This is a genomic window from Roseofilum sp. KMC-1 (assembly GCF_057802075.1).
This window is the reverse complement of sequence record NZ_CM173605.1, coordinates 2,224,889-2,247,609: the sequence shown is the minus strand read 5'-3', so window position 1 is coordinate 2,247,609 and position 22,721 is coordinate 2,224,889. Positions and strand designations below refer to the sequence as shown.

Genomic DNA, 22,721 nt, shown 5'->3' with positions numbered 1-22,721 from the left:
AGATTACTTTTTGCTTTGGCAGCGATCGCAGTTTAAACATCGATAATTGTCTGCTACCTTAAATCCAAAGGCTTGCAGTAAGAATTTCCAGCGACAGCTACAGGTTATCAAATAACGCTGCATCTTTTTTATGGCTTGGTTATTGTCGAAGTCACTTGATGGGGCACTCGACAGGATTTGATAGTGAAAGGGACTGTTCCATTGGAGCTTTCCCTGACTATGCAGCACGGATAAAGCTAGAGCAGCTTGGGGATGGGATTGGCTGATCTGACGTAAATCGCCTTGGGGGGGTAGGGTATGGGTGAGGTTTTGAGCCAGTTGTTGGAGCGATCGCTCTTGGCCGATAAAATAGTTTTGTCTTTGTTTATCCCCAGAATCGAGCCATCCCGTCGGTTCGCTGATTAAGGTAATTGCTCGTGCTGGTTGTCCATCTCGTCCCGCTCTGCCCACTTCTTGCATATACTCAGAGAGGAGCAGGGGGGGATGGAAATGCATCACCCAGCGCACATTGGGTTTATTAATTCCCATACCAAAGGCAGAGGTACAGACAACAGCTTGTACTTGTTCTTCAAACCATTGATTTTCAATCGTCCGTCGTTGCTCTGGAGTTAAACCTGCATGATAAGCAGCCGTGGTTAATTGGTGCTGCTGAAGCCATTGAGAGAGCATTTCGCTATCTTTACGGGTGCGAACATAGATTAATCCGGTTTGCCCTTTGGTGCGTTTGAGAAATTGCAAAATTTGGTTTTTGCGCCCCCTGGGTGACCAGGCAATTTTAACGCTTAAATGGAGATTTTCCCGATAGGGATTGAGAAGAAAAGTTTGCGGATCTTGGAGATCTAAGACTTGTTTGAGAATGGATTGGGTATGGAGATCGGCGGTAGCGGTAAAAGCGGCGATCGCCAATTTTGTGCCCCTAGGTTTATGCGTTAATAGGGCAGAACGAACGGCTCCTAATCGGCGATAGGCTGGGCGAAAGGTTTCCCCCCATTGCACTAAACAATGGGCTTCATCTAAAATTAGTCCATTAATGCGAATTTTAGGTGAACAGAGTCGCTCCCAAATGGGGGGACTAAGCAACGTTTCTGGAGAGAGATAGAGTAATCTTAGTTGTTGCTCTTCAAGCTGTTGGAAGACTCGTTTGCGAATATAGGTGGGTTGTTCGCTATGGATAGAGGCGGCTTTGAGGTGGCGTTGGCGCAGTTCTTGTACCTGATTTTCCATTAGTGCCACTAAGGGGGAAACAACTAAGGTTACACCATTTTGTAATAGGGCAGGCAGTTGAAAACAGATGGATTTTCCGCCACCGGTGGGCATGACGACAAGAGCATCTTGCTGTTGCAATAAGGTCTGAATGATTTCCCCTTGGGGATAGCGAAAATTTTCATATCCCCAAATTTCTTGAAATGCTGTCCGAACTTGCTCAAATTCCATGGTTTTGCCCTCTTCCATGAGATCGTGCCCTCTCCCCCATTCCCCCATTCCCCCATTCCCCCATCTCCCCATCCCCCCATCTACCCCTCCTCTGGAATCTCATAATCCATGGCTAAAATGTTAGCAGCAATGGGCTTAATGAGTGTTTGTACCACTTCTTGATGGGCGGGATGATCTTGATAGGCTTTTAGGCTGGAGATATCTTGGAAGCGAGCAACTAAGCCATGGGTAAATCCTTGGGCGCGATCGCAGAAATTTTCGCCGCAGGATAGGGCTAAAATTTGGGGAATTTTGCCTTTTAATGCCCTAAGTCCGGTTAGGAGTGCAGAGAGCGCTTCCGGTGAGGTATCGGGTTGAAATTGAAATAAGACAATATGTTCAATCATAGAAAGGGTGAATTGAGTCCCTTTTAAAGATACCCTGGATCGTAAAGCTTAGGCCGATATAGCATCATGGTTAATACTTTCTCCCAGTCCTCAACCCTGATTCAGACTCCGACGTTTCCGAAACCAGAAACGCCCCAGATTTTAGCGGCGATCGATGTGGGAACTAATTCTGTGCATATGGTGGTAGTTCGCATCGATCCGACACTCCCCGCGTTTACGATTATTGACCGGGAAAAGGAAACGGTGCGTTTGGGCGATCGCGACCCGAAAACAGGGGAGCTGAAAGTGGAGATCATGGAGAGGGCGATCGCTGCATTTCGCCGTTTTTTACAGATCGCTAAAAGTTTACAGGTGGATCAGATTGTCGCAGTCGCTACCAGTGCTGTGCGAGAAGCGCCCAACGGCCGGGATTTTCTCAAACAGATTAAATCGGAAATTGGCTTAGAAGTTAATCTAATTTCTGGCCCCGAAGAAGCGCGACGAATCTATCTGGGAGTGCTTTCTGGCATGGACTTTCAGGGTCTTCCCCATACCTTGATTGATATTGGGGGAGGATCAACGGAGTTAATTTTAGGGAATGGCCAAGAACCTCGGTCTCTGAGTAGTACGAAGGTAGGAGCGGTACGATTAACGACAGAGTTTGTGACTAGCGATCCGATTAGCGATTACGAGTTTAATTATCTCAAAGCTTATATCCGAGGACGGTTAGAACGAGCAGTTGAAGAGTTGCAAAGTTATCTGCAACCGGGGGAAACTCCCCGATTAGTGGGTACATCTGGAACCATTGAAACCTTAGCTTGCATCGATGCTTGGCAAGAGTTAGGCATGGAACCAACTCCCTTAACCGGTTACGAGTTAAAGTTTAAAAACTTACAAAAAATCATTGAGCGTTTGCGGAAGTTACCAGAGAGCGATCGGGCCCAAATTCCAGGAATGTCAGAAAAACGCTCGGAAATTATTATTGCGGGTGCTTTAATTCTCCAGGAAGCTATGGAGTTATTGGGGATGAATTCTCTGGTGATTTGTGAGCGTGCCCTGCGCGAAGGTATTATTGTAGACTGGATGCTCACCCATGGTTTAATCGGCGATAAATTAGAATATCAAAGTCAAGTTCGCTATCGCAGTGTCCTTAAAGTTGCCCAGAAATATCAGGTGAATTTAGAATCGAGCCAGCGCATGGCTAATTTTGCCGTGCATCTGTTCGATCAAACCCAAGGAATTCTCCATTATTGGGGAAATTCAGAGCGAGAACTGCTCTATGTCGCCACCATTTTACATAACTGTGGGGTGTATGTGTCCCATGCAGCTCATCATAAACATTCCTATTATTTAATTCGCCATGGAGAATTACTGGGATATACGGAAAATGAAGTAGAGATTATTGCTAATATTGCCCGCTATCATCGCAAAAGTGCCCCCAAGAAAAAGCATGAAAATTATACCAACTTGATGCATAAGAGCGATCGCCAGTTAGTTAGTCAAGTCAGTCCCTTTTTACGATTAGCCGTCGCTTTAGATCGCAGACAAATTGGCGCTGTTCAGTCATTTACCTGTCATTACAACCCTTCCACCAAAGAATTATACTTGAAACTTAAGCCAGCCCATGAACAGGACAATTGTGAATTAGAACTTTGGAGTATTCAAGATAAAAAAGATGTCTTTGAGTCAGAATATGGGGTTAAAGTACGTGCAGGCTTGAGTTAATTGAAAAGCGCTTTTTTTCCTTTAAAAGTCGAGTGGCACTTTCAGAATCTAAGGGTTTAGAGAAAAAGAAACCTTGACCAAACGTGCAATTTAAACCTCGAAGTTGCTGCATCTGAGCCATGGTTTCAATCCCTTCAGCAATGGTTTCCATACCTAAACTATGAGCAAGAGCAATAATGGTATGGACAATTTCAGCATTTTCTCCCCATTGAGACATTTTTTGCACGAAAGAGCGATCGACTTTCAGGGTATCCACTGGGAAACGATGTAGGTACGCTAAAGAACAGTATCCCGTGCCAAAATCATCAATAGAAAGTTGAATTTTGCGTTTTTTTAGTTCGTGGAAAATGGCGATTGCACTTTCGGGATCTTCCATAATCGCGGTTTCTGTAATCTCTAGCTTCAAGTATTTACCTGGTAAGTCAGCTTGGGCTAAAATCCAATCAATGCGATCGCATAACCTCGGCGTTAACTGACGACTTGATAAATTCACACTAATCTTTAAACGGGAAAAATCAGGAAATTCTGTTTGCCACTGTTTTAATTGCCGACAACTTTCTAATAATACCCATTCCCCAATCGCTCCAATTAAACCTGACTCTTCAGCAACAGGGATAAATACCGCAGGCGAAACAAATCCTCTCTCCGGATGATACCATCGAATTAAGGATTCAAACCCAGCAATTTTACCCGTTCCTAACGCCACAATCGGTTGATAATAGACATAGAATTCTCCGGGATGCAAATGTTTCTTATTTTCTGGATAGAGTAATAAACGCAGATCCGTTTCAATTTGCATTCGCTCCATCGCTTCTTGGCGCATAGCCCAATCAAACACAACAGTACAATTTTTACCCTGTTTCTTAGCTCGATACATGGCAATATCAGCATTGCGGAGAACATCATCCACATCCTGGTTCTCAGGCAAGTTATAAGCAATACCAATACTCGCCTGCATAAACAAATCATGACCCCCTAACTTAAAGGGTTGTTGCAAGTTTTCGTGAATGCGATTAGCAATATTAATTACATTTGGGAGATAATCCTGGTTTTCCACCAAAATCGTAAATTCATCTCCCCCTAATCGGGCGATAGTGTCGTGTTCGCTGATACACTGTCTTAGAGTCCAGGCGATCGCAATTAACAGCAAATCTCCCACCCAATGACCCATGCTATCATTAATACTTTTGAACCCATCTAAATCAATAAATAAAACCGCAAATCGATAGTTGGGATTGTCATGATATCGAGCATTCGCCTTGGCTAAAGCCTTCAGAAAATAAGCCCGATTAATTAACCCCGTTAGCGAATCATGGGAAGCATAATAACGCAGTTTTTTTTCTTGCTGTTTTCGTTCTGTAATATCAACTACAGATCCCTCATAATACAATAACTTGCCGTGATTATCTTGAACAGCTCTAGCCCGTTCTGAAATCCAAATAACACTGCCATCTCGACGATGAATTTCTGCTTCAAACTGAGATAAAAATCCCTTCTCTTGTAATAACCGTCTAAATTCTTGCCGACTTTCTGGGTGAACATACAATTGATGCTCTACATCTGCCATATTTTCAATCAAATCTTCCGCCGATTCATAGCCATAAATTTTAGCCAAAGCGGGATTAGCACCAATCATTCTGCCTTCAGGAGTCGTTTGAAAAATCCCTTCCATAGAATTCTCAAAAATGCTCCGATATTTTGCTTCCGCTTGCTTTGACTCAAACACCGATCCCAGTTGCATCGCCACAGAAGCCACTAATTCCATCAGTTTTGGGTCTTTTTCTTGAGGTTTTCTTCTAAAGAAAACTAACACTGCTAAAACATGGTTGTTAGCTAAAATAGGTACGCCAAATCCCGCTTTTATTCCAGATTCTGAAGCTACCTTATTTCGCAGAAATAAATCACTAGATTCTTGCGAAACATCAAAAATCCATTCAGTTTGTTGTGAACTCCAAACTCGACCCGGCAAACCCACATTAGGAGCAAAGGTAAGTTGCTCGCTCACTCCTCTAAACTGTTGAATTTTTTTAGATATTTCTGGAGGAATTTGACTTTGTTGATACCAAACTGGACTACAGACTAGCTCTTGCTTTTGAGTCGAAGGTATCCACGCTTCAGCAATATCCCAACTTGTTGCTTCACAAATCAGTTCCATAGTAACTGCCAACGCGCAATCAAAATTTTTAGATTTACTAACTGCTTGCGTAAGTTGATAAAGAAGATGGATTTCTGTGTCTCGACGTTGACGATCGGTAATATCGATACCTAAGCCAAAGAAGTATTCTATTTTATGAGTTTCTGGATTAGCAATAGAACGGCCATGCCACTCTACTAAAATTTCTTCGCCTTGTTTCGTTAATATACGATTTTGGGTACAAGTGGGTTCTAGGGAATGGCAATGATGCTCGAATACTGGAGATAATGCAGCCCGATCTGCTTCAGGTACAAAGTAAGAGAGATAGTCTAAACCGATCGCTTCTTCTTCTTTATATCCTAAAATATCTAGCATTGCTTGGTTGCATTTCTTAACTTTTCCATCCATGCCAATCGCTACAAAAAAAGCTGGATTAGCTTCTAATAAAATATGATTAAAATCTTGAGAATCGGCTGGACTCGATGCCTCTTCAAAAGACTCAATGATACTCTTGCTTTGATTGTTCTTCAATGTTTTGGCGATCAAAATAAAACTGCTCAGTCCTAAACCCACAAGGAATATAGGAATGGTGCGATCGCTTCTATTGTCGAGTAAGGTTGATTGGGTTGATGGGTTCCCACCCTGAGTCACTCTCCTATCGATCTCTTGACTATTTGAAAAGCTAAATTGAGTGAGAATACTGATCGAGGAGGCGATCGCCGTAATCCCCAGTAACCGTAAAATATAACTCATAAACATTCCATGATTCAGCTTACTGTCTTTTATACCCACCACGATCTAACCACAGCCTCCCATTACCTATCCAGGTAGATTACTGATTAGCTCACCAAAATCCTTGAGTTTTAGACGATAAACTTTTATCTTAATCCATACAGACGATAATTTTTGTTACACATGATATGATTTTAGCCTAATTCACAAAATCTTCATATTTTATCAGGATAAATACTTAAATTTTATGGCTTTACATCAATTCAGATGAAGTTTTTTAGTAATTTCACTAAAAACATGCGAGTTTTCACTGACCGATTTTTTTAACTCACTATCCTCGAATTAAGAGCGATCTTTTAGATAGATCTCTTGCCCACAAAAAGCCTTGGTTTTTTACATCCTGTATATCTAACCTACCCAACTTCTATAAAATCTGCTACCATCGATCATTTAGCTTTGATGTCGATCCGTCTGATGGGCAAAAATAATCTGGAATGAATATAAATGAGTCTGTAGCTCTGGCAATGTAGAGGTAATATGAAAAGGCTAGATTGGCCTATTGCATGACCATCACTAGCCAACTTAGCATTTGTCTTCTAGAATCCGATCTTAAGTAAACTCTCTGGAGTACAGCAATTATGGCATTTATCCAAGGAACTAATAACGGCAATGACAACCTGCAAGGAACAGAGCAGAATGACATTATCACAGGCTTAGGTGGTAATGATGTCCTACAAGGATTAGGTGGTGTAGATTTCCTCAATGGTGGAGATGGCAACGACAATCTTCAAGGAGGCGCAGGCAACGATAATATCCTTGGAGGTACAGGCAATGACACGGGAACCGGAGGAGCCGGGAATGATTTCTTAGATGGAGAGTCCGGTGACGACCAACTTCTGGGAGATGAAGATAACGATACTCTGCTTGGTGGTGATGGCACAGACCAACTTCTAGGAGGAGCAGGTAATGATTTCCTTGATGGGGGTAATGGTAATGATACTCTTGTGGGTAATGATGGGGATGATTCCCTTGATGGGGGTATAGACAATGATTCCTTAGTGGGTGGCATTGGCAAAGACACTCTAATTGGTAATGACGGCAATGATACTCTCCAAGGGGATGCTGGAGAAGATTCCCTTATCTCAGGAGTAGGTAATGACACTATTTTAGGGGGAACTGAAGCCGATTATATGGATGGAAGAGAGGGTAACGACTTTCTCAATGGTGGTGATGGTAATGATACTGGCATTGGTGGTCAAGGCGTTGATACCCTAGAAGGTGAAGGAGGAGATGATAGCCTTACAGGTGGTACAGCAGACAGTATATTAAGGGGTGGTACTGGCAATGATACTCTGGTTGGACAGGGCAATAATGACCAACTTCTAGGAGGAGAAGGCAACGACTCTCTTAAGGGTGGGGCTGGCAATGACCAAGTCATGCAAGGAGGAGCCGGTGATGACACGATTATCGGTGATGAAGGCGCTGACAGACTCGAAGGAGAAGCCGGTAATGACAGCCTATTGGGAGGAACAGAAAATGACAACCTTTTTGGTGGAGAGGGTAATGACTACCTAGAGGGAGGTACTGGATCCAATTTTCTCTCAGGTGACGCTGGCAACGATACTTTAGCAATCAACGGAGATGATGCGAGTTCAACCTTTAATGGAGGCGCTGCTGATACAGACTGGATCTCCTTTGCCAAAGCTACAGTTGGCTTTACTGTTACTCTTGGAAGCACCGCAGGAGCAGGTACAGCCACCGGTGGTGGAACAACTTACACTTTCACTAATATTGAAGTAGTCCTCGGTTCTGCACAAGCTGATACGATTACTGGGGGAGCCACTGGGTCTTTAAACCTGCAAGCTGGACTTGAGAGTGATACTTATACTCTCAATGCGACGAATGCAAACAATAATGCAAAAGGCAGCAAGATTAATGATGCTGGGGGTACTGCCGATAAATTGACATTGACCCTGCCCACTAATACCACCCTAGAGATTAACAAGACCCCAGATACGGCTTTGGCTGCTGGTAAGGTGGGAGTTTTCCGTCAAACTAACACTACGAGCTTAATTGTTGACCTCAATAATGATGGTAAGTTTAATGCGGCTGACGATCTGGAGATTCAAAACTACTTCTCAACGACTGAAGGTACGGCTGGTGGTACGGGTGTAATTGAGACAATTGGCACTTTGACGAGTGCGGCTATTCTGGCTGCATTCCCAACGCCAGCTCCTGCTCCAAGTCCTAATCCTAATCCTGCTCCAAGTCCTAATCCTGCTCCAACACCCACTCCTGGAACGGGTGGTGGCGGAGATCCTGTGGCTCCTCCATCGAGCAGTCCCAGTCCTACGCCAACCCCAACCCCAACCCCAACTCCTGGACAGACTACGGGAACGGCTGGAAATGATGCTCTACAAGGCACAACTGGTAACGACCAGATTCAAGGATTAGGGGGTAATGACCAGATCCAGGGGTTAGATGGTGATGACTTTATCAATGGTAATACCGGTAATGATTTTATTAATGGCAATATCGGGAATGACCAGGTGTTTGGCGGCCAGGGTAATGATACTGCGTTTGGCGGTCAAGGAAATGATGCGGTCAACGGGGATGCTGGTGATGATTCGTTGATGGGCGATCGCGGCAATGATACCCTAACTGGTGGTACAGGTAACGATACCGGATTCGGCGGCCAGGGCGATGACTTGCTCAATGGGGGCGATGGTAATGATGTCCTGAGTGGCGATGCGGGTACAGATATCTTAATCGGTGGAGCAGGTAACGATCTGTTTGTCCTCCGTAGAGGTACGGCTGCTGCCACGGTTGCCCAAGCGGATATTATCAGTGATTACCAAGTTGGAGTTGATGCTATTGGCTTAACCGGTAACTTGACTCCGGCTGGTTTGACAGTGACGACTCAAGGGAATAGTACGGTGTTGAGTATTACCGGAACCAACCAAGTGCTGGGTGTTCTAACGGGTCAATTCACGTTGCAACAGTTGACATTTGTCTCGGTTGAACTGCCGAATGGATTGATTTAAGTTCTGATTCACCTGGGTAGGGGCAGAAAAATTTTTCGCCCCTACTCTTTTTTAGTCTTTGATAGACTCTACAGCCGCAATCGCCTCCTCCAGCGCAATAGCCACATGCGTCCAATGGGTTCCCCCCTGACAAAACACCACATAGGGTTCCCGCAACGGCCCATCGGCAGACAACTCGGAGGTACTGCCATCAATAAACGTCCCCCCAGCCATCACCAACTCGCTCTCATATCCCGGCATCTCCCCCGGAACCGGATCGAGATAGGAACCCACAGGAGAAAACTGTTGGATCGCCCGGCAAAACCTCTTTAACTTCTCCGGCGAACCCAAACGAATAGCCTGAATCAGATCCCGTCGCGCAGCCAAAGGAGCCGGATTGACCGCATATCCCAGGCGATCGAACACATACCCCACCAAATAATTCCCCTTCAAAGCTTCCCCCACCATCTGCGGAGCCAAGAATAAACCCTGATATAAGAGGCGATGCTGGTCAAACGTTGCCCCTCCCGTACTGCCAATTCCAGGGGCAGTCAAGCGGCAAGCAGCCCGCTCTACGAGGTCAGAACGACCCGCTAGATACCCCCCCGCCGTCATCAGGGTTCCCCCTGGATTCTTAATCAGCGACCCCGCCATCAAATCCGCACCCACTTCCGTCGGTTCCCGGTCTTCCACAAACTCCCCATAGCAGTTATCCACAAAACAGACCGTATTCGGATTTTGCCCCTTGACACTCTCCACAATCTGAGCAATATCCGCAATTGACAAACTCGATCGCCAAGAATAGCCGCAAGAGCGCTGAATCAACACCATCCGCGTCTGAGGTTTCACCCCTTGCCCTAAAGCATCCCAATCCATTTCACCAGTTGACGTTAACTCCAACTGCCGATAGGTAATCCCATACTCCATCAGCGATCCTGCCCCCTCACCCCGCAGTCCAATCACCTCCTCCAGGGTGTCATAGGGAGCGCCCGCAACCGAGAGTAGCTCATCCCCCGGACGCAATACCCCAAACAGCGCACAGGCGATCGCATGGGTTCCCGACACCAACTGCACGCGGGCGATCGCCCTTTCCGCTCCCATCACCTCAGCCAAAACTCGATCGAAGGTTTCCCGCCCTAAGTCATTATGACCATAACCCGTTACACTAGAAAAATGATGTACCCCCACCTTCTGCGATCGAAAAGCCTGCAAAACTTTTCGGAGATTATGCTTAATTTGAGCATCCACGCTAGAAAAAGTAGGGGCGAGTGCATGTTGTGCCTCTTGGATCTGTTCTATGGGATTCATCTGTCTCTACCAATGGATAAAGGGGCGCGATCGTTCCAAACGGCAGGATAACCTGCATTGTTTATAGATTGAGATTACTGCATGAGTGTTGCAACAACCAATAAATATCCCCTAGATTGGGTGAACATCAGCTACTTCCTATTAATTCACCTAGCAGCCTTATTTGCCTTCCTTCCTAGTAACTTTAGTTGGTCGGCCATCGGATTAGCTCTAGTCCTCCATTGGGTTACCGGTGGATTAGGAATTACCCTAGGATTTCACCGCTTAGTCAGCCATCGAAGCTTTCAAACTCCCAAATGGTTAGAATACTTCTTCATTTTTTGTGGGAGTTTAGCCTGTCAAGGAGGCGTACTCGATTGGGTTGGACTCCATCGGATGCACCATCTTTACTCAGACACTGAAGCCGATCCCCATGATTCTAATGCTGGGTTCTGGTGGAGTCATATGGGATGGCTTTTACATACTATCCCCAAACGCAGTGAAGTCCCCCGGTTTACCAAAGATATTGGAGATGACCCTGTATACCGGTTTTTACAAAAGAATTTTGTCCTCATCCAAGTTGCCTTTGGCCTCCTATTATATTTCCTCGGCGGTTGGCCCTTCGTTGTTTGGCCCATATTTGTCCGCTTGGCCGTTGTCTTCCATTGCACTTGGTTTGTCAATAGTGCCACCCATAAGTTTGGTTATGTGAGCCATGAAAGTCATGACCACTCCAAAAATTGCTGGTGGGTTGCCCTGGTTACCTATGGTGAAGGATGGCACAATAACCATCATGCCTATCAATATTCAGCCCGTCATGGTTTGCAATGGTGGGAATTCGATCTGACTTGGATGACTATCCGACTACTTGAGATTTTGGGATTAGCGACTAACATTAAGCTAGAGCCGAAATCGAGCCAATAGCTGATTAAGAAATTAATGGCTTTAAGGGTTGCTCACAAGCAACCCTGATTGGTTTTTAGTTTCAATCCCTAATAGGGATTTATGTTGTTTCCCATTGGATTTCCTTCCTCTCTTTAATTGAATCAAGCATTTCCCTGAATAATGTACTTAACCGTAGTTAAAGCCTCTAAATTAATCAAACCTCGGCGTACTCCTTTTTGATTAGACATCCCTAAAAATACCGTATTGCCCCTGCTGCGATAGCGATAAAATCGGGGGCTGGCATTAATGTAGAGTGAAGCACTGTTAATGCCTAGGGCAAATTTACGACTTTCGTTATAGGATTGGGTGACTAAACAATTGGCATGGCCGCTGCTATGTTCATTCATCCAGGCGATCGCCTCATCTAAATTATCCGCCAACTTAAATGTGACAATTTTTTCCAAGTAAGCCTGACTCCATTCCTCCGGTTCTGCCGGTTTCAACTCCTCATATTGAGCCGCTAATTGCGGATCGGCTCGCACTTCAAAGCCTTTTTCCTTCAAAGACTTCCACAAAGAAACCATCGCCGCAGAACTTTGGCCTTGTTCAATTAAGACTTTCTCAATAGCATTCACCGGATCAGGTTCGCTCCCATGGGAATCAACGATCAGATGACGAACCGTCTCTAGACTGCCTGACATTCCCCAATATAAATAACAATTACCCATCGCCGATCGCAACACCGGTACAGTCGCTTGTCGCACCACCTGTTCCACCAACGACGGCCGACCATAGGGTATCACCAAATTAATCTGCTGATCTTGGCGAATCACATCTCGAATGGGAGCGCCCTGTTCCGAGGGTAACAAGATTAAAGAATCTTTTGGCAAGCCCTCCTCCTCCAGCGCCGTTTGTAGGGCTTCAGCGATCGCATGATTGGTATGGGAAGATTCACTTCCTCCCCGTAAAATCAAGCTATTTCCAGTTTTTAAACACAAACCAGCCGCGATCGCCCCCAACTCCGGAAACGCCTCATACACCAAAGCCACCACCCCCAAAGGCATTCGCTGGCAATAGGTTTGCACTTCTTCCACCTGATAGGATGCATTCATCACTTCTTGCAGGGGATCGGGGAACTCCGACAAGCGTTTTAAGATTTGAACCGTATGTTGAATGCGCTCTGGTGTTAACTTGAGCCATTCTATAATTCGATCGGGAACCGCCATCTCGCGAGAGGTTTCTAAATCTAAAGTATTCGCTTCCAACACTTGATCGACAGAGCTATCTAAAATCTCTGCCATCATCTTTAGGGCGCGATCTCGAACCGTACTTGAAGTATTTGCCAGAATTAAAGACGCTTGATGGGAAGCGCCCACATCCTCTAAAAGGTCATTGGATGAAGTCATGGATCAGTCATCTACATCATTTAAGAAGAGCGTCGATACACCAGCCATTTCATCAGTGCCAGCAACAGGAGCAGCATCAAGGGAATGAATATCCACACCATGATACTCGACCCTGATGGGGCTAACAGAAAATATAAGGATAACCATACAATGGGTAAGACTAAAATGATCGACAAACCCACCGGTAAGTAATATTCCTTTAAATCTGAATGCACCGCTACCCATTGCGTTCCTGTCCAGTACCAAGCTTTCTTGTAGGGAGAACTGGTAGAAACCTGTTGCAAAGTATATCCATTGTCCTCAACAGCAAAAATTTTCTGACAGCGATCGCACCCAAACGCTTCCGTGAGCAAAATCGGCTGTAAGCGACCTTGACAACGACAAGGACAAGGATAATCATGGGTCGTCAAATCAATTTTTTGAGCTTTTTTGGACTGCACAAGTCACCCATAATCTAATTTCAGATGAATTGAGAACCTTCTCGATAAAAGAGAGCCTGATCGACTCTGAACCCTGTTGATTTTACCAAAGTTCGATCTTTATCTAGTTTAACTGCAAACACGCAACTAGACGACAACTTATTTTAAGCTTTAAAAGCGGGTAACGCGATTCGAACGCGCGACATTCACCTTGGCAAGGTGACGCTCTACCACTGAGCTATACCCGCATCACTTTACTAAGTTACACTAGACTCTGGCTCTTGTCAAGGGGTTAACCCAAAATTTTGCCTCTAGGTTTGCTATATAACTCAGTAATGTAAGATTGACACCTTAAGGTATTGAGGGGAGATGATTACTGGTGATGACATGAAACATAAAGATTTAGAAACCATTATTCTAATCGCTCAACAATGGTTTGATGAGCATTATCAAGATGCTTTAGATACCTTGGTTTTGTATGGATCTCAGGCTAGGGGAGACGCAAAGGAGGATTCTGATATTGATATTTTAGTTGTGTTAAACAGAACCTTTGATTATCGGGAAGAGATTAAGAAGACCAGTGAATTTATTGCCAACTTATCACTGGAATATGATACGGTCATTTCACGAGCATTTGTATCAGCAGAGCGTTACCAAAAAGAAAATAGCCCCTTCTTCCTTAATGTAAGGAGAGAGGGAAGAATATTATGACTCAGGAGCAAAGATTACTGTTAGAGAAGGCATGGCGGAGTATTGAGGGTGCGGAACTCCTAGCAGAAAATGGTTTGCCAGATTTAGCCGTATCACGGGCTTACTATGCAATGTTTTATATCGCTTCAGCGTTTATCTTAGCCAAAGACTTAACGTCATACCCAGAGCAGGTTAAGCTATTTGAATTCTTAAAAACATCTGTGTGGAGTGCCGGAACCTTGTCTGTAAAATACTTTTTCTTATCAGATGGATGGATTATTGGCCGAGTCTGGGAATTTGGCGGCATTTGGAATGAAGTCGTTTGGCGTAGAAAACCCGAAATTGAGCCTCTCAATATGGGAATTGTTGAACATAACCAAACCCTATGGCTCTATCGAGTAGAAGAGGCAGTTCTGATGGTGGAGGTTAAACCCATGGCCGATTCTCCCAGTAACCAAACTATCGGCCAAGTGGTTCTCAAGCGACTGATTGACTCAGAACAGGTCATTGAGCGGCTTTGTCAAGCAGAAAGCATTGTCCATCGCTTTTTGGAAGGATAGGGGAATGGGGGAATGGGGAATTGTCCCCACAGTCCCCACAGTCCACTAGGGTGTGGGAGCGGCGGGTAAATTACTAATGGCTCGTTGCAGACGAGCAACCGCCACGTTATACCCTAAAATCGCTTGCACTTGGTTAAATTGGGCTTGGGTGAGGTCAGTTTCCGAGTTAATGACATCGGTTTGTGTACCAACCCCAGCTTGAAACCGCAGCCGAGCCAGTCGCAGGGCTTCTTCTGCTTGGGCGAGACCGACAATGGAAGTTTGAATGTTATCAAAACTGGAGACTAACTGGAAGTAGGCATCTTCAACTTCTAAGCGGATACGATTCCGGTTATCGGCAAATTGTTGTTCAGCCAGTTCAATTTCCGTTTCTTCGATATCTGCTTGGGCCCGTATCCTTCCTCCATCATAGAGCGTCCAGTTTAGTTGCGCTCCTAGGGTATAGCCATCTCCAGTGCCTTGGGAGAGTAGGGGATCGTCGAAGGATAATTTGAGGGCGTTATAGTTGGCAAATAGACTCACTTGGGGCTTTAATCCAGCTAACCGAGCATCACGCTGGGCTTCATTGAGTTCTCGCTCCATTAAACGCTGTTCTAATTCGGCCCGATTTTTATAGGCGAGGATAATACTATCGTCGAGGGAGAGTTGCCAACGACCGACAATTTCGACGGGATCGGCGGCTGATACATCCAGGGTTTGGGGCATATTCAAAATCTGGGCTAGGGTACGCCGAGCGGTTCTTAAGTCGGCGATCGCCTCCGTGAGTCGTTGCTGTTCATTGGCGACTTGCACTTGAGCCTGCAACACGGCAAACCTTGTCCCCACCCCAGCATTCTCTAATGCCTGGGCATCTTTCAAACTGCGCTCGGCCTGTAGCAAGGCCTGTTGACGAATCCGTAATTGTTCGGCTGCCGCTTGCAGGCGATAATATTGTTCTGCCACATCAAGGCGGATTTGTTCTTCAATCACTTCGACCTGAAGGGCATTGATCTGAACTTGTTTTTCGGCGGCGGTAATGTTGGACGAGCGTAACCCTGATGTGAGCAAGTCATAGCGCAGTTCAACTGTCCCAGTTAAAGAGTTGCGAGGAGAATCGGGATCGCCCAAGGAAGTATCCGTATTTCTGGCGCTAATTTCGCTACTGCCACTTTGAGAGCGTTGGAGATCGCCTTGGAAGTTAAGAGTGGGTAACTTAGCGGCTACTGCTTGTCTGAGTTGGGCTTGCGATTGCTCTAACTGTAGCTTGCTTTGTTGTAGCTCAATATTATTGCGCCGTGCTAAATCGATCGCCTGTTTAAGCGTCAACGGTTGAGTCCCTTCAATGGCTACTTCTGAGGGATCAGTGGGAAATAATAGAGGGTTGGGACTCGGATCGAGATAGAGGGGAGCGAGTTCATCCGAAGCCGTTTGGGCAACATGGGGAGAAACCAAGGTTTCTGGGAGCCGACTTTGGCTGGGATCGGAGGTTAAGGCGGCTTGTAAACGACTCACCCAAGCCTTATCTTCTGCTGAAAGCGGTTGGGAGGGATCGTTGACTAGGGTATTCAGGGTTTGCTCGGTTTGGAGATCGCTCCTAGACCCTTCTGGCTGAGTCAACAGCGAAGCTGGAGAAGGTTCAGTTAAGGAGGTTGGATCTCCTCCCCTACCCCCTAGGGGATCGGAGGCTGTAGATTTTGCCTCTGGCTCTAGGGGGGGGGGTGATAAAAGCGGTTGTTGGTTCTCCAGAGAGGTCTGGGGTTCAAAAGATGGTTCGGGTTGGCTCGTTTCTAACAGGAGATCGCTGGCGAAAACCGCAGCATTGACGCTAGGATTTATCACGGAGATAATGTTCCCCATCGCTGACGCGATCGCCGCGCCCACACTCACACCAATAAATTTCTGCAAAGTTGGCATAGTTCCTCAGTTCAATCCACAATCCCAGATCATACAAGTCAGGGCTACAGCAGAGACTCCATAAGCAGGATACTGGCTTACCATGAACTTGGCAAACAGTTATTTGCTTCAGGGTTGGTCTTTTGTATCCTAACCAGAAAATCCTCGGACTTTGTTGGTAGGATAGACCGACATAGCCTTGAGTCTAAAGTAAAGATTACAAACTGTGGTGTAAGCGAGTGAACAACATTCCCCCTGTTGATTTAACCCAACAATACCAAGCGATCGCCTCGGAGGTGGAGGCAGCGGTACTGGAACTTTTGGCTTCGGGTCGCTACATTGGTGGGCCGGTGGTCGAGTCTTTTGAAGAAGGGTTTGCCCAAGCAGTGGGGGTTCATCACTGCTTGGCCTGCAATTCGGGGACGGATGCTTTATATTTAGCCTTGCGAGCGGTGGGGGTGGGGCTAGGGGATGAGGTGATTACAACCCCGTTTACGTTTATTGCTACCGCAGAAACGATCGCCTTGGTGGGGGCTACTCCGGTATTTGTGGATGTGGAGGAGGAATCATTTAATCTGGATCTGTCCCAGGTAGAAGCAGCTATTACTGAGAAAACTAAGGCCATTATTCCCGTACATTTGTTTGGGCGACCGATGGATATGACTCGGTTAATGGCGATCGCCCAATCCCATAATCTGAAGGTGATTGAAGATTGTGCCCAGGCGACGGGAGCGACTTGGGATGGTTCTCCTGTGGGGGGTTGGGGGGATGTGGGCTGTTTTAGTTTTTATCCGACTAAGAATTTGGCTGCCTGTGGGGATGGTGGTGCGATCTCGACTCAGGATGAGGCGATCGCCAATCGGGTGCGTCTGTTGCGCGATCATGGCCGACGTAGCGGCTATCTTTATGAGGTGACTGGGGTTAATTCCCGTTTGGATGCCCTGCAAGCGGCGATTTTAACCATTAAGCTCAAGTATTTAACCCAATGGAATCAGCAACGGCGAGAAGTTGCCTATCGTTATCATCAGCTCTTAGCCTCAGTTCCTGGTATTATTCTACCCCAAGACCTTGAGGGAGGGGAGCCGGTTTGGAATCAATACACGATTCGCATTAAGGGAATGCAGGGGCCAGATTCTGAGTATCGCGATCGCGTGCAATTGCGCCTGCGGGAGCAAGGGGTAATCGCGTCTGTCTATTATCCCCTGCCGTTACATCTACAACCGGTTTATGAGCATTTAGGCTATCAACCCCAGCAATTGCCCATTGCTGAACAACTGAGCCAAGAAGTTCTTTCTTTGCCCCTGTTCCCTGAATTAACCCCCCAGCAGCAAGAGCGGGTCGTAGATTGCCTAAAAAATGCCTTATAGTGCCAGGGGATCGCCGGTCAAGCCAACCAGAGACGAACTCAAATCTTTTACATTACTTAACAAAAACAGGAGAAAAGTTGAAGTTTTTTGTACTATAGTTAAGAAAAAGATAAAAAAACTCGTCCAACCTACCACAATAGAATCCAGGAGAAAGGCAAAACAACCGGCCCAGAATCCATAAGATTCTAATTCATCAATGGTGGACATTTAATAAAATCTATCTATTGCCGATAGAACGCTAAAATTTCCATGGTCAAAATTGTGATTATCAAGAGGCATCAGTGAGCGTGAAGCAACATCCACTTGAGCGGCTCAGGAGATACGACCCCCAGGCGATCGCCAGCTACTATAGATTCCGCCCTTGGCAAAGTCTCTATCGAATTGTGACTTTAGTCGGGGCTTTTTTAGGGTTTATCTTCTCCCTGAAATGGGATCAACTCAGGAAACAATCCGAACAAAATCGCCCCAAACGGGCTACCCAACTCCGGGAATTACTCACTCACCTCGGGCCAACTTATATTAAGGTCGGTCAAGCCCTCTCTACCCGCCCCGATCTAATTCGCAAAGACTTTCTGGAAGAATTAACCAAACTTCAAGATCGTTTACCTCCCTTTGCCAATCAAACCGCCTTTGAGATTATCGAGAGAGAGCTGGGGGCTTCCATCTCCCAAATCTATCTGGAAATTTCCCCCCATCCAGTTGCTGCCGCTAGTTTAGGACAAGTCTATCGAGGACGGCTCCATAGCGGGGAAGAAGTCGCCATTAAAGTTCAACGCCCCAGCTTGCTCCCCATCCTCACCCTCGATTTATACCTGATGCGCTGGGCGGCCCGTTGGCTCTCTCCATTTCTGCCCCTCAATTTGGGCCATGACCTGACCCTGATTGTGGATGAATTTGGCACAAAATTATTTGAAGAAACTGACTATATTAATGAAGGAAAAAATGCTGAAAAGTTTGCCGAAAACTTTCGCTATCATCCCCAAGTTAAAGTTCCCCTAATTTATTGGAATTACTGCGCCAAGAAAGTCTTGACCCTAGAATGGATTAATGGCTATAAACTCACCAATACCGCCGAAATTACTGAAGCGGGTTTAGATGCAGATAAAATTATCCGCATAGGGGTAACCACAGGACTGCAACAGTTGCTAGAGTTTGGTTTCTTCCATGCCGATCCCCATCCAGGTAATCTGTTCGCTCTATCGGGCCCATCAGGGATTGGGGCGCAAATGGGCTATATTGATTTTGGTATGATGGATCAGTTGGATCAAATCGCTAAAGAAACCTTAGTGGATGCGGTCGTTCATCTGATTAATAAGGATTATGCGGAGTTAGCAGAAGACTTTGTGAAGTTGGGTTTTCTGACTCCAGATACGGATATTCAACCGATTATTCCTGCCCTAGAAGCGGTGTTTGGGGATATTATTGGTGAAAGTGTTCGAGACTTTAATTTTAAGACGATTACGGATAAGTTCTCGGAAATTATGTATGAGTATCCCTTCCGAGTTCCGGCGAAATTTGCTTTAATTATCCGCTCGCTGGTGACTCAAGAAGGATTGGCTCTGAGCATTAATCCCGATTTTAGAATTGTGGAAATTGCCTATCCCTATGTGGCTCAACGGTTACTAACGGGTGAAACCCCAAGTCTAAGAAGGCGCTTGTTAGAGGTGCTGATTAAAGATGGGAAGTTCCGTTGGGATCGTTTAGAGAATATGCTGGCGATCGCCCGTTCCGATAGTGGCTTTGATATCATGCCCACAGCCCAGTTAGGTTTGCAATATCTGCTCTCAGAAGAGGGGCAATATCTGCGCCATCAGATTGTCTTAGCCCTTACGGAAAATGACCGCCTGCATACGGAGGAAGTGCAGCGCCTCTGGCATTTAATTCAGGATGATATCCAACCGAGTCGCTTGCTCGATGCAGCTTGGGGGGCGATCGCCGATTTTTCCAGAGAACGAGCGGCTTTGCTCTTGCCTTCTGTGGCAGCGTTCACCCAGTAACACCCAACGCTCATTTTCGGTCAGAGTTGAGTGGGTTGCGCCCCCCACTCCCCCATTCCCCCATTCCCCCACAGAGAGTGCGTGCCTGTCTGCAAAGCAGAAAGCGCTGTATACTCCCTAGGGAAACTCTATTATCTCAATTGCACCCAGGAGTAGTATTCGTGTACTATACTGCACAACCTCCCTATGCCTTATTAATTATTGGTTTGCTCGTCAGCTTGACATCAGGAGCCGCCTTTTATGCCACATTGACGGAAGCCGCCAAGCTCTGGTCATCCAAATCTAGCGACTATGACATCACTAGCCTTCAGGGGCCAAAACTGCTGTTCCCGTTTACGGGCATTTTTGTCGGTGCTTGTGTATTCTTGTCTTCAGGGTTGGCGGTGTTTGGCTTTCCGACGACGATCGCCTATTTCATTTCCCTCCCGGTTACCCTATTTGTCAGTGGCTTGGTTTGGTATCAACTCCGTCAAGTCTTAGTTCAACTGCAACAAGGTGGCTCGAAAGCTCTAGATCTAGACTCCTGGGGTTAATAAACAGTTAAATGGGAAGGCGATAGGCAATATGACGTAGTGCGAGCATCTTGCTCGCTAGAAGTAACGAGCGAGCAAGATCCTGGTTCTTTGTTAAGTTTAATCTCAATTGCTTGATTGGGATTAAACTATCCCCTATATTAAAACTATGGAGCTAAAGAAAAACTCCATTCGGCAGATTAAACAGTCTATTTCTATCCATTAGTTTGAGAGGTAAAACACTGTTTCACTATCATCTGTCTCTCCAAGTACAAACTGCACCCAATCGGTGGCTGGTCTTTCCTTAAGAAGTGAGTAAACTGGGAGTAAAAAAGCGGAGTTAAGTTAGAAATGAGTTAACCCGTTATCCTCCAAATAGACTTAACCTAAGCAAGGAAGATTTCAGGGAACTATTGAGGTGCAGTTGTGCTTTTAAAAGTAATCAAAGCAGAAAATCAGCAGGGAAATTCCTTAATCCGTTACAATCGATAAGTAGAATTCTCCCTCACGAAAGCTTATGGCCATTATTGCGCTGAAGGCTTGGTATCTCCAAGAATATGAGCCAATTCCAGAACTAGAAAAACGCCCCCCCGATATGCGCTTGAGTAAACAGAGTTTACTTAAGTCTGCTTTGCGTGCTGATTTCCTCGAAGATAGCGAAGAAGTCAAACAATCCACTTGGTTTCAGAGATATTTGCAGGGGGAAACCATTGAATTTTATATCGAAGGCAGTGGGGGTTATGCCATCTCCAATATTGACCTCACCAGCCATGAGATTTACTTTACCAAACAGGAAGTGATGGCCCATCTCGATCCGATGATCTTTTTCTGCTATCAGCAAGAATATGGAGCATCGAGTCAGATCTTACAGGAAACCTTAGAAGAAGCCATTACCGATCTGAATCGGCGATCGCGCCTAACCCTAACTTTAGAATCCTCCCATCGTCCCAATCAAGCCCCCATTCGTCTCCATAATCCCCTGATGCGTCGCATTCGCCAAAGCTTGCTCTTCATTGCCGATGGCACTCCCGTGACGCAACTGGAAACTTCAGAAGTAACCCATCTGATACCCAGTCCCTATGTCTGCGTAGAAATGGGATATGCTCTCTCTATCAAACGACCGGAACAAATCCTACTCGCGCAAATGGAGCGTTCCGAGTTTCCGGGACAATTTCCCTTTGATGTCTCTCCCCAAAACCGCCTCTCCTTTCAATCTGCACAAGAGTTAAAAGACATTCTTCCCCAAACTCTAGAAACCTTGCTAGAGCGCTATCGGTTATTTAAGTAAGTGGGGAATTACAGCGCTTTACTTAAATGGAGTACAAGGGAAAAAGATCCCCCTAACCCCTAACCCTTTTTAAGGTTTAATGTTTAATTTTTAATTGATCTAAGCGCCATGTCTCTCCAGTTCTATCCCCTATATCCCATCCTCTATCAAGGCTTAAAATCCCTGTTTCCAGCGTGTTTATGGCGGGGAAATCCGGATCAAAAGGCGATCGCCCTTACCTTTGATGATGGCCCCCATCCCCAATACACCCCTGAACTGTTAAAGGTTTTAGAAACCCATCAAATTAAAGCCAACTTTTTTTGGCTCGGAGAAAGGGTGAAACAGTATCCAGAAGTCGCTCAAGCCGTTTACCATCAGGGTCATTGGATTGGGTTACATGGCTATACCCATCAGAACTTTCCTGAACTCACCCCTGAGCAACTCTACGAAAGGTTATATCAAACCCAAACGGCTATTCTTGAGGCCTGTAATTTAGATCCACAAACCCATCGCTACCGGTTTCGAGATGTGCGGCCTCCCAATGGAGTGTTCACTCCTCAAACCCTAGAACTGTTGAAAGAATGGAACTATCGGCCGGTGATGTGGACGGTCGTTCCCGAAGATTGGGTTAATCCAGGCATTGCCATTGTAGTCAAGCGGGTGATGGAAACTGTTTGTCCGGGTTCCCTGGTTGTTCTCCATGATGGCTTGTATGGGGGTCAGAGCGTGGCTGAAACCACCGAGGAGATCCTACCCCTGCTTTTAGAACAGGAGTATCAGATTGTCAGCATCGATGAGCTTTGGCGCTCTATTGGGTAAAGGCTTTTGAGAACGGAGAGGGGGGGATTTGAACCCCCGAACAGCTATTAACTGTTAACACATTTCGAGTGTGCCGCATTCAACCACTCTGCCACCTCTCCGAGTGTTGGCTTTTATGGATCTTAACATAAAGTGGCAAGATTTATGCAAAATCCGTACAATCAGTTACTTAAAGCCAGGCGATCGCCCGCTATAGTCAAATTTATCTACTATTGAAGAGCGATCGC

At 45.8% G+C, this 22,721-nt stretch carries 18 protein-coding genes and 2 tRNA genes; 10 read left to right on the top strand and 10 right to left on the bottom strand.

Annotated elements, in window-relative coordinates; all coding sequences use genetic code 11:
- Positions 1 to 3: 3 nt before the first annotated feature.
- Positions 4 to 1,452, bottom strand: coding sequence for a RecQ family ATP-dependent DNA helicase (locus tag AC3FZD_RS10470; protein WP_488740068.1), 1,449 nt, complete (start codon positions 1,450 to 1,452; stop codon positions 4 to 6).
- Between the two features lie 62 nt (positions 1,453 to 1,514).
- Entirely contained in the window at positions 1,515 to 1,820 is a 306-nt protein-coding gene (locus AC3FZD_RS10465) for a Dabb family protein (RefSeq protein ID WP_488740067.1), read from the bottom strand.
- Between the two features lie 66 nt (positions 1,821 to 1,886).
- Between AC3FZD_RS10465 and AC3FZD_RS10460 the strand changes: the two genes are divergently transcribed.
- Positions 1,887 to 3,524, top strand: a complete 1,638-nt coding sequence (locus AC3FZD_RS10460; RefSeq protein ID WP_488740066.1) for a Ppx/GppA phosphatase family protein — start codon at positions 1,887 to 1,889, stop codon at positions 3,522 to 3,524.
- On the opposite strand, the gene AC3FZD_RS10455 is transcribed toward AC3FZD_RS10460, so the two are convergent.
- Positions 3,499 to 6,411, bottom strand: a complete 2,913-nt coding sequence (locus AC3FZD_RS10455; protein WP_488740065.1) for an EAL domain-containing protein — start codon at positions 6,409 to 6,411, stop codon at positions 3,499 to 3,501. The genes AC3FZD_RS10460 and AC3FZD_RS10455 overlap by 26 nt on opposite strands.
- A 617-nt stretch (positions 6,412 to 7,028) precedes the next feature.
- Between AC3FZD_RS10455 and AC3FZD_RS10450 the strand changes: the two genes are divergently transcribed.
- A complete protein-coding gene (locus AC3FZD_RS10450) occupies positions 7,029 to 9,434 on the top strand; it encodes a calcium-binding protein (RefSeq protein ID WP_488740064.1) in 2,406 nt (801 codons plus the stop codon).
- Positions 9,435 to 9,485: 51 nt separating this feature from the next.
- Here AC3FZD_RS10450 and AC3FZD_RS10445 read toward each other — a convergent pair whose 3' ends face one another.
- The gene (locus AC3FZD_RS10445) at positions 9,486 to 10,721 is read right to left on the bottom strand and encodes a methionine gamma-lyase family protein (protein WP_488740063.1); all 1,236 of its coding nucleotides are present in this window, start codon (positions 10,719 to 10,721) and stop codon (positions 9,486 to 9,488) included.
- A gap of 81 nt (positions 10,722 to 10,802) precedes the next feature.
- On the opposite strand from AC3FZD_RS10445, the gene AC3FZD_RS10440 reads away from it, so the two are divergent.
- A complete protein-coding gene (locus AC3FZD_RS10440; RefSeq protein WP_488740062.1) occupies positions 10,803 to 11,624 on the top strand; it encodes an acyl-CoA desaturase in 822 nt (273 codons plus the stop codon).
- A gap of 122 nt (positions 11,625 to 11,746) precedes the next feature.
- Here AC3FZD_RS10440 and AC3FZD_RS10435 read toward each other — a convergent pair whose 3' ends face one another.
- The 3 genes from AC3FZD_RS10435 to AC3FZD_RS10425 form a co-directional block, all read right to left on the bottom strand.
- The gene (locus tag AC3FZD_RS10435) at positions 11,747 to 12,991 is read right to left on the bottom strand and encodes a glutamate-5-semialdehyde dehydrogenase (protein ID WP_488740061.1); all 1,245 of its coding nucleotides are present in this window, start codon (positions 12,989 to 12,991) and stop codon (positions 11,747 to 11,749) included.
- A gap of 20 nt (positions 12,992 to 13,011) precedes the next feature.
- The gene (locus AC3FZD_RS10430) at positions 13,012 to 13,431 is read right to left on the bottom strand and encodes a hypothetical protein (protein WP_488740060.1); all 420 of its coding nucleotides are present in this window, start codon (positions 13,429 to 13,431) and stop codon (positions 13,012 to 13,014) included.
- A gap of 155 nt (positions 13,432 to 13,586) precedes the next feature.
- Positions 13,587 to 13,658: transfer RNA gene (locus tag AC3FZD_RS10425), tRNA-Gly, on the bottom strand.
- A gap of 121 nt (positions 13,659 to 13,779) precedes the next feature.
- Here AC3FZD_RS10425 and AC3FZD_RS10420 point away from each other — a divergent pair.
- Together AC3FZD_RS10420 and AC3FZD_RS10415 are read left to right on the top strand one after the other, a co-directional pair.
- Positions 13,780 to 14,121: a nucleotidyltransferase domain-containing protein gene (locus tag AC3FZD_RS10420; protein ID WP_488740059.1), complete on the top strand. Its 342-nt coding sequence runs from the start codon at positions 13,780 to 13,782 to the stop codon at positions 14,119 to 14,121.
- Entirely contained in the window at positions 14,118 to 14,660 is a 543-nt protein-coding gene (locus tag AC3FZD_RS10415; RefSeq protein ID WP_488740058.1) for a HEPN domain-containing protein, read from the top strand. Before AC3FZD_RS10420 ends, AC3FZD_RS10415 begins: the two co-directional genes overlap by 4 nt.
- Positions 14,661 to 14,705: 45 nt before the next feature.
- On the opposite strand, the gene AC3FZD_RS10410 is transcribed toward AC3FZD_RS10415, so the two are convergent.
- A complete protein-coding gene (locus AC3FZD_RS10410; RefSeq protein WP_488740057.1) occupies positions 14,706 to 16,553 on the bottom strand; it encodes a TolC family protein in 1,848 nt (615 codons plus the stop codon).
- A 218-nt stretch (positions 16,554 to 16,771) separates the two neighbouring features.
- On the opposite strand from AC3FZD_RS10410, the gene AC3FZD_RS10405 reads away from it, so the two are divergent.
- The gene (locus AC3FZD_RS10405; protein ID WP_488740056.1) at positions 16,772 to 17,899 is read left to right on the top strand and encodes a DegT/DnrJ/EryC1/StrS family aminotransferase; all 1,128 of its coding nucleotides are present in this window, start codon (positions 16,772 to 16,774) and stop codon (positions 17,897 to 17,899) included.
- Here the strand turns inward: AC3FZD_RS10405 and AC3FZD_RS10400 are convergent.
- The gene (locus AC3FZD_RS10400; RefSeq protein WP_488740055.1) at positions 17,894 to 18,106 is read right to left on the bottom strand and encodes a hypothetical protein; all 213 of its coding nucleotides are present in this window, start codon (positions 18,104 to 18,106) and stop codon (positions 17,894 to 17,896) included. The genes AC3FZD_RS10405 and AC3FZD_RS10400 overlap by 6 nt on opposite strands.
- A gap of 80 nt (positions 18,107 to 18,186) precedes the next feature.
- Between AC3FZD_RS10400 and AC3FZD_RS10395 the strand changes: the two genes are divergently transcribed.
- From AC3FZD_RS10395 to AC3FZD_RS10380, 4 genes are all read left to right on the top strand, one after another.
- On the top strand, positions 18,187 to 19,896 hold the full coding sequence (locus tag AC3FZD_RS10395) for an ABC1 kinase family protein (protein ID WP_488740054.1): 1,710 nt from the start codon (positions 18,187 to 18,189) through the stop codon (positions 19,894 to 19,896).
- A gap of 161 nt (positions 19,897 to 20,057) precedes the next feature.
- Positions 20,058 to 20,429 (top strand): hypothetical protein, encoded by a 372-nt coding sequence (locus AC3FZD_RS10390; RefSeq protein WP_488740053.1) that lies wholly within the window; start codon positions 20,058 to 20,060, stop codon positions 20,427 to 20,429.
- A 496-nt stretch (positions 20,430 to 20,925) separates the two neighbouring features.
- Positions 20,926 to 21,696 (top strand): hypothetical protein, encoded by a 771-nt coding sequence (locus AC3FZD_RS10385; protein WP_488740052.1) that lies wholly within the window; start codon positions 20,926 to 20,928, stop codon positions 21,694 to 21,696.
- A 108-nt stretch (positions 21,697 to 21,804) separates the two neighbouring features.
- Entirely contained in the window at positions 21,805 to 22,494 is a 690-nt protein-coding gene (locus tag AC3FZD_RS10380; protein WP_488740051.1) for a polysaccharide deacetylase family protein, read from the top strand.
- Positions 22,495 to 22,507: 13 nt separating this feature from the next.
- On the opposite strand, the gene AC3FZD_RS10375 is transcribed toward AC3FZD_RS10380, so the two are convergent.
- A tRNA-Ser gene (locus tag AC3FZD_RS10375) sits at positions 22,508 to 22,595 on the bottom strand.
- Positions 22,596 to 22,721 lie beyond the last annotated feature (126 nt).